This is a genomic window from Actinomadura sp. 7K534 (assembly GCF_004348575.1).
GTDB classification, from domain to species: Bacteria; Actinomycetota; Actinomycetes; order Streptosporangiales; family Streptosporangiaceae; genus Spirillospora; species Spirillospora livida.
Map to the genome: position 1 here is coordinate 1 of NZ_SMKB01000317.1, position 7,145 is coordinate 7,145.

The 7,145-nt window shown below is 71.9% G+C and carries 5 protein-coding genes; all 5 read right to left on the reverse strand.

Annotated elements, in window-relative coordinates; all coding sequences use genetic code 11:
• Nucleotides 1-128: 128 nt before the first annotated feature.
• Nucleotides 129-2,108 carry a DUF3987 domain-containing protein gene (locus E1266_RS34030; RefSeq protein ID WP_165966317.1) on the reverse strand — a complete coding sequence of 660 codons (1,980 nt, stop codon included), beginning with the start codon at nucleotides 2,106-2,108 and terminating at the stop codon, nucleotides 129-131.
• Complete coding sequence (locus E1266_RS34035; protein WP_207946084.1) at nucleotides 2,105-2,944, reverse strand: hypothetical protein; 840 nt, start codon at nucleotides 2,942-2,944, stop codon at nucleotides 2,105-2,107. Before E1266_RS34035 ends, E1266_RS34030 begins: the two co-directional genes overlap by 4 nt.
• A gap of 126 nt (nucleotides 2,945-3,070) precedes the next feature.
• Nucleotides 3,071-3,340 (reverse strand): hypothetical protein, encoded by a 270-nt coding sequence (locus E1266_RS34040; protein ID WP_207946085.1) that lies wholly within the window; start codon nucleotides 3,338-3,340, stop codon nucleotides 3,071-3,073.
• Nucleotides 3,341-3,482: 142 nt separating this feature from the next.
• Entirely contained in the window at nucleotides 3,483-5,729 is a 2,247-nt protein-coding gene (locus E1266_RS39985; RefSeq protein ID WP_132054188.1) for an FtsK/SpoIIIE domain-containing protein, read from the reverse strand.
• The gene (locus E1266_RS34050; protein WP_132054190.1) at nucleotides 5,726-7,102 is read right to left on the reverse strand and encodes a DUF2637 domain-containing protein; all 1,377 of its coding nucleotides are present in this window, start codon (nucleotides 7,100-7,102) and stop codon (nucleotides 5,726-5,728) included. Before E1266_RS34050 ends, E1266_RS39985 begins: the two co-directional genes overlap by 4 nt.
• Between the last annotated feature and the right edge of the window lie 43 nt (nucleotides 7,103-7,145).

The window sequence follows — 7,145 nt, forward strand, 5'->3', positions numbered from 1 at the left end:
GGGACAGGGGACACGGGGACAGAAGGCGACAGAAGGGCTTGTGTCGGCTTCTGTCCCCGTGTCCCGGTGTCCCGGATGCCGACTCTTTGCCGGGTGCCCTAACGGGCCGTAGTGGCGTCTGGATCGGCTCACGGCGTGTCCTCCGACAGGTCGGGGTGTGTCTCGTAGGCCGGTGAGGTGGGCCGTCCGCCGGTGCGGTGTCCGGGTACCTGTCGGATCCAGCCGTGAGTTCCCAGAACGCGCAGGACCGGGTCAAGGTCGGCGACCTTGCGGACACGGTTTTTCAGCGGGCCGCGCATGAGGTCGCGGGCGGTGAATCGGGTGGTCTCGGTGCGGCGTGCCCAGTCCAGGACGGTGCGGGCGTGGTTGACGGCGGGGTCGGCGCCGATGGCGTCATAGGCGGCTTGGGCGTGGGCGGTGAAGTACTCGCCGAGTTGGCAGGCTTCCCGGAACGTGGCGAGGTCGATGGGGCGCCCGTAGCCGTCGCGCAGGTGCTTGGCGAGGTGGAGAAGGGCGGCGATGCGGACGACGGCGCCGACCAGTTTGCCGCCCCAATCGGTCATGTGGGCCAGGTCGCCGGAGCCTGGACGAAATCGCGGCTCGGTGGCTTCCAATAGGTCGATGACGGCTTCCTGTGCCTCGCCGGTGAACGTCAGGGCGACGGGTGTGCCGTCGGGGTCGCCGAACCTGCGCAGCGACAGGACGAGATCGGTCAGCGTCCGCTCATAGGTGTGTGCGGCGTGTGCGGGGATCGGGTCGGGCCTGGCGTTGCGGTGGCCGAGCATCGATTCCGGCATGGTGATCAGCAGGCGTCCAAGTAGGCCCTGTTCGCGGAACTCGGGGGTGTCGCCGAGTCCGGCCAGGACGCCGGGTTGCAGGCACACGCCGATGGTGAGGGCGGCGGCGTCGATGCGCTCGGACGGGCGGCCCATGCGTTCGATGCGGATTTCCTCACCGGCGTGCCCGGACAGGAACACGCCGATGTCGGGGGAACCGGAGTAGCGGCCACCGGCGATCGAGAACAGCTTGCCGCCCTCGGGCGCCAGGACGGCATAGCGGCCGTTCTGTTCGGCCAGGCGTGAGGTGACCTTCTCAACGGTCGAGTCGTTGCCGCCGAATAGTGCGGGCTCGGCGGGCACCGTGGCGTTGTCGAGGGCCATCCTGGCGGCGGAGGCGTCGGCGCGGCGGTCGAGACTGTCGGGGTGTTCGGTGGCGGCCTTCTCGGTGCGCTCGGCGTCGGCCTCGGCGACCTTGCGGGCAATGATCGCCTCGGCGATGAGCGGCGCGGCCAGGTCGGTCAAGATGCCCTCGGCGGCGCGGATGGGGCCGGTCATGGCCTTGTAGACCTCGGACTTGCGGTTGCCGGGCGGCAGGACCATGACCAGGAACAGGTTCACCGGTTCGGACCAGGCCCCGGCGTTGACGGTGACGTTGCCGGCGGCGGCCACGGCGAGCGCGGCCAGTGCGAGACATCCGGCGAGGTCTACCGGCGTTTGGGTAAGGTCGGCGACGCTGGCGGCGTACTCGGCGGCCCAGTCCGGCAGGCACCACACCGGGAACGCTGGCAGGTCCGGCGCGGTCGACAGCGGCGTCGGGTCGGGCCAGCCTCGCCGGTCGGCGCCGGTCACGGCGGCGACCTGCGCGGCGACCTGCGCACGCAGGTCGGCGGCGTCGCCCTCAGCGAGGTTGGCGAGCTGGACGAGCCGGGTACCGGTCTGGGCGACGGTGCGGGCGTAGGCCAGATCACGCACCATGTGCGCCCAGTAGACGGCGTTCGCCGCGGCCGGGACACGGCTGATCAGCGTGTGGAGGTAGGGGCCACCTCCGATCTTGGCCAGGTGCCGGGCGCCGATGTGCGCGCCGACGGCGAGCGGGTCGACGGGCGCGCCCCGGTCGGCCAGCGCGCACACCGCGTCCCAGATCTGCGCGTGTGCCGGCCGGTAGAAGTCGGCGCCGTCCAGCAGCGGCCGGACCTCGGCGAGCGCGGTGGGCGAGAGCATGACCGCGCCGAGAACGTATTGCTCGGCGTCGATGCTGTGCGGCGGCGCGTCCAGGTCGTCACCGGCGGGCCGGGCGTCGACCACACGCAGCGGTGCGGGGTTGGTCATGCTGCAGTCCCCTCGTAGGGCGTCGGCAGGGCGAACAGGTCGGTTTGGTGGCCGCGGGCGGCCAGGCCGGTCAGCAGGCGGGCGCGCCATGTCGTGGCGTAGATGAGGCAGTTGGCACAGTTCTTGTGGCTGCAGCCGGGCAGCGGCGGCAGGCGGCGGGCGTTGTAGCTCCATGCCATGGAGTCGGCGGACGCGAGCTGGTGGCGGTAGCGCTGCAACCCGCCGGTCTTGACGCCGAACCCGTGCAGCTTGAGCCCGAGTCCGGCGAGTGTGGCGACGATGTGGCCGATCTCGCCGGTTGACTGGCGGCGGCACACCGACCCCAGACCCACGCACGGCAGCGCGGCCAGATCCACACCGGCGGAGGCGTACAGCTCCACGCACTTGAGGTAGTCCGGCAGCGTCCAGCCCTGCACGACCGGCAGCCACGGCAGCGTGGGGGCCAGCGCCCGCAGGTCGAGGTAGTTGGCCACGGTGCGGTGCTGGTGTTCACGCACGCTCAGGCCGGTGCGTTCGATCATGAACGGTTCACACATCCAGTCCTGTTGTGACAGGAAGTCGGGCATGCCGAGGTGTTCGGCGTAGCGGGCGCCTGCTTCGGCGTACTGGCCGGGCGTGGTGGTCCACCGGCCGTTGAGCGACAGTTCGGTGAACCCGCCCGAGTCCAGCGCCCACCGGCACAGCGCGGGCCGCAACCGGGCTTTGCGCGTGAGCTGGCGGTGGGAGACAAACAGCGGGAACCGGGCGTTCCACAGCCAGTGCGGTTGATGGGCGCCGAGGTAGAACAGCGTGGCCATGTTGGGCGGCGGCAGGACGCCGGGCGCTGTCTGCGTCATGATGGAAGTGCCTCCTGCTAGGGCCTCGTTGGGGTCCGTGATCGGTTGGGGGTGCGGCTCTCGGCGGCGTGCTTGGTGGCTTGTGCGCCGAGGGCCGCTTTGCGTCCGGCGGCGGGCGCGTCCCCTTCACTTGCGGTGGCGGTTGGTGTTCTTGAGGTGGGTCCAGACGCGGCGGCCGGGCCGGAGTTGTGCGCCCTTGCCGCTGCAGCGGTTGCAGTAGCGCCAGGCGCGGCCGGACGGGGAGCGGAACCGCCCGGCGCCCTGGCATTTACGGCACGCCCGATACGGCCAGATGACGCAGTGGGCGAGGTAGCCGACCGCGCCGAGGGTGGCGAGGATGAGCCAGGCGGCGGACGGGTGGGCGGTGTGGCTAGCGGTGGCGAGTAGGGGGCTCACAGGTGTCTCCTGGGCGGTTTTTGGCATGGGTGCAGGTAGGGGCCGCTAGATGCTTGATCGCTGGTGGTGGCGGGGTTGGGTCGCTAGCCGGGCCGCTAGGTCTAGCGGTGGCGGGCGCTAGACCTAGCGGGCGGTGTCGGTGTCACCGGGTGGTGTCGCCGCGGTCGTTGAGGGCGTCGAGGATGTGTGCGGTGGTGATGCCGCGGCGGTTGCCGCCCTTGCCGGTTTCGTCCTGTCCCCAAATCTGGCTCGTGGCGATGCCGTAGGGCTTGAGCGCGGCGGCCAGGTGGCGGGCCTTGCCGGTCGGGTCCAGGTCGGCCCATGCGCCGTAGGTGGTGGGGCGGAGTTCGGCGAGGCGGGTCACGATGGTCTCGGACCACACCTTGTCTTCGCCGGGCAGCAGCACGGCGGCGATGTCGTCCAGCAGGGACGCGCTGTCGCCCTCGGCGGGGGTGGTGTCCTCGCCGGCGGCGTAGCCGGTGAGGGTTCCGGCCGCGCGGCGGGCGGCGCGGGCGCGGTCGGCGATGCGGTCGGCGGTGGGCCCGTCGAGGTAGTAGCCGCGGGCGATCTGGGGTTCGTCGGCCTCGCCGGCCAGGTAGCCGATGCCGCGGTCCTGCTTGGTGAAGGTGGTGGCGCGGATCCCGTTCTTGTACATCGAGGTGCCGAGGATCATGTCGTTTTCGAGCTGGCCCATGACGCGCAGGCAGAACCGGATGCCCACGTTCGCGCTGATCCCCGTGGGAAGTGAGTCCTTGTCGGGCCGCTGGGTGGCCAGGAGGAGGATGACGCCGAGGGCGCGTCCGCGCTTGATGATCGCGGTGGCGAGTTCACCGGCTTCTTTGCCGTGTTCGGGGTGGGAGAACAGCTCTTGGCACTCGTCCACCACGAACACCAGCGGCCCAAGCCCGTAGCTTTTGGACGCGGCCAACTGGGGGGTGACCTTGTTCTCCGGACGCACGTCCTTGGGCAACCGCGCGAGGGTCTTGGCGCGGCGCTCAAGGTCCTTGTAGACCTCGCGCAAGCTGGCGAGGCACTCGCCGATGGTGGTGTCGTCCGGGCCACTGCCGTAGTGGTGGGCGACCTTCTCGGCGAAGTCCAGGTCACCGGTTCCCTTGAGCTCGAACACCCGCAGCTGCGCGGTCGGGTCCAGCGCGGCGGCCAGCAGCGGGATCTTGAGGGCGAAGGTCTTGCCGGCGCCGGGCATGGCTCCGATGAGCATGTTGGCGTACATCAGGGTGAGCGTGACGGGGCGTCCGCGCTGGTCGGTGCCGAACGGGATGGCCTTGAACACATCCGCGGTTGCGCCGGTCTTGGCCAGCGGCCACACCGGCGGGCGGACCTGGTTCATGTCCTGGTCACCGACCCACAGCACCAGCCGCCCGGCGTGCTGGTGATGGGCCGGTTCGGGCCACACACAGCCCAGGGGGCGGCGCAGGCCGGAGGCGAGGCGGTCGCGGCGTTCCATGATGTCGGTGGCGGTGACGCCGTACGGTAGGTCGACCTCGGCGCGCCAGCCGGGGCCGTCGCGGGTGATCGGTGCGGGGAAGGTGATCCCGGACCCACCCTTGCCTACGGCCTTGTTGATCTCGGCGTTGCCGAGGGCGGCCAGCGCCCGCACCACGATCTCCGAGGTGAGCTTGGGCGCCTTTGTCGACACGACGGCGGTGTCGAGGATGCTCCGGTCGGTGGGGGTGCCGATCCAGCCCAGCAGGAACACCAGGGCGGCCAGCACGGCGGTTTGGGTGACGCCGCCGGCGGCGGCCACCGACATGGCGGCCAGCCCGGTACCGGCGAGGCCGGCGCCGGTGACGAGCATGCGGGCGCGGACGCGGTCGTTGCGCTCGCTCATCAGCTTGAGATACGCCTCGTCGTTGCGGCGGTCGATGGCGTGCGTGCGCAGCGGACGGGCGTCCATGTCGAACGTCCACCGCCACGTACCCGCGGCCACCCGGTACAGTCCGCGCGGCGACCGCATGGCCAGACGCAGGGAGTAGAGCGGGATGCGGGCGGTGTGGTAGCCGGCGACGTGACCGGCGTAGCCGACCGCCCACCGCACGGTCGCTGTGGCTTCGGCGCGGTCGCGCAGCCATGGCGCGATGATCGGGCGGCGCTGCGCACGCTCACCGGCCGTGCGGCGGGCGCGCACGTCCGGCCGGAACGTGTCCGGGCGGTCCACCAGCACGCGGCCCTCGATCGCCTCGCCGTCGCCCTCGGCGCCGTCGCGGTCGCTGGACGGGACCGGGGCGGGCGGGTCGGTGGGCGGGACGCCGGTCTCGTCCGGTCCGGCGGTCGGGGCGTCAAGGGCGGGCGCCGTGTCGGCGTCGGCAGCGTGGTCGGTGTGCTTGACGGGCAGGCGTACGACCTCGCCCATGGGCCTGGCGTGGCTCATGACTGGTGGTCTCCCTCGGCGGACGTGGCGGCGTTCTCGACGGCGGACGGGTTGGCGGTCGGCGGGTTGATGCTGGGATCGGTGGTGGGTTCGGCCTTGAGTCGGGCCAGCAGGGCGCCGACGCGGGCGTTACCGGCGCTCTGTCCGGCCTCGCGCAGCCGCACGGCCAGCGCGTTGCGCGTGAGGGGCTGACCGGACTCGGCGAGGTCGGCGGCGATGCGGCGCCCGAGCGGCACCAGGTCGTCCACGTCCGGCGGCGGCGTGGCGGGCTTGCCGGTCCGGGACCGGCGGGCGGACGGTCCACTCGTGCGACGGGTAGACCGCGCGCCGCTCGTCCGCTTGCGGGTCCGGGACGGCGCGGCGGACGGTCCGGCACCGGTTGGGCTGGACGGTCCGGCACCGGTTGGGCTGGACGGTCCGGACTCCAGCGCCGGACGGTCCACCGGGGTCAGAGCGGGACCGTACCCGGCCGGTCCGCCGGACGGTCCAGCGGACGGCGCGCCGTTCGTCGCGCCCGTCTCTGCGGAGACTTCGGCGGTGGGGAGTTCGCCGAGCCGGTACAGGGCACGGACGCGGCGGGGGGCGTTGCGGCGCCAGGACCACCGGCCGTAGGTGTCCTGCAGGTCGGTCAGGGCCAGGACGCGGGCGCGTTCGCGGGCGAGTGCGTCGGGGTAGGAGCGGATCTCCCACAGCACCATGCGGCGCCACAGCTTCATAGTGGGCCAGGGCGCCAGGAGCCATCGGGAGGTGCGGATGCCATCCATGCGGGTTCCGGCGGCGATGCCGGCGCGGATCCGGATCACGTGCGCCGCGATCTCCACCGCCACCACCCACAGCGCGGGCAGGGTCGCGTGGGCGACCGCACCGAACACGCTGTGTTCACCGGCGACGTTGAGGTAGACGGTCGCGGCGGTCAGCGCCCACGGGATGAACCGCAGCCACCGAATCCGCATGTCCAACCGGGCTAGGACGATGTCGAGAGCGGCGAAGATGGCTATGCCCAGGTCGATGCCGAGCGGGACCGTCCAGGCCAGCCGACCGAACGACGGCCGGGCGGCCTCGGCGACGGCGGCGAAGCTGTTGACGAACCCCAGCAGCCCCAGGACGGCCACCAGTGCGGCCACCACGGCAACCGCGGTGAACTCGCTACTGGTCAGCGCGCGTCCCCTCGGCGAGACCTGCGAGGCGTCGCGTTCAGCTGCGCCCGACGCGTCGTGAGACGTGTCCGCGCCATCCAAAGCGGCGGCGGGTCCGGGCGGGGCATCGTTGGGGTTCGTGATCGGTTGGGCGGGCGCGGCGGTCTCGGCGGCGTGCTTGGTGGGCATGGTGGGTGCGCCGAGGGCCGCGGGCATGTGGTGATTGAGCGTGGTCATGCGGCGTGCCTCCCCTCAGAGACAGGGCGGGCCAGGTCGGGGG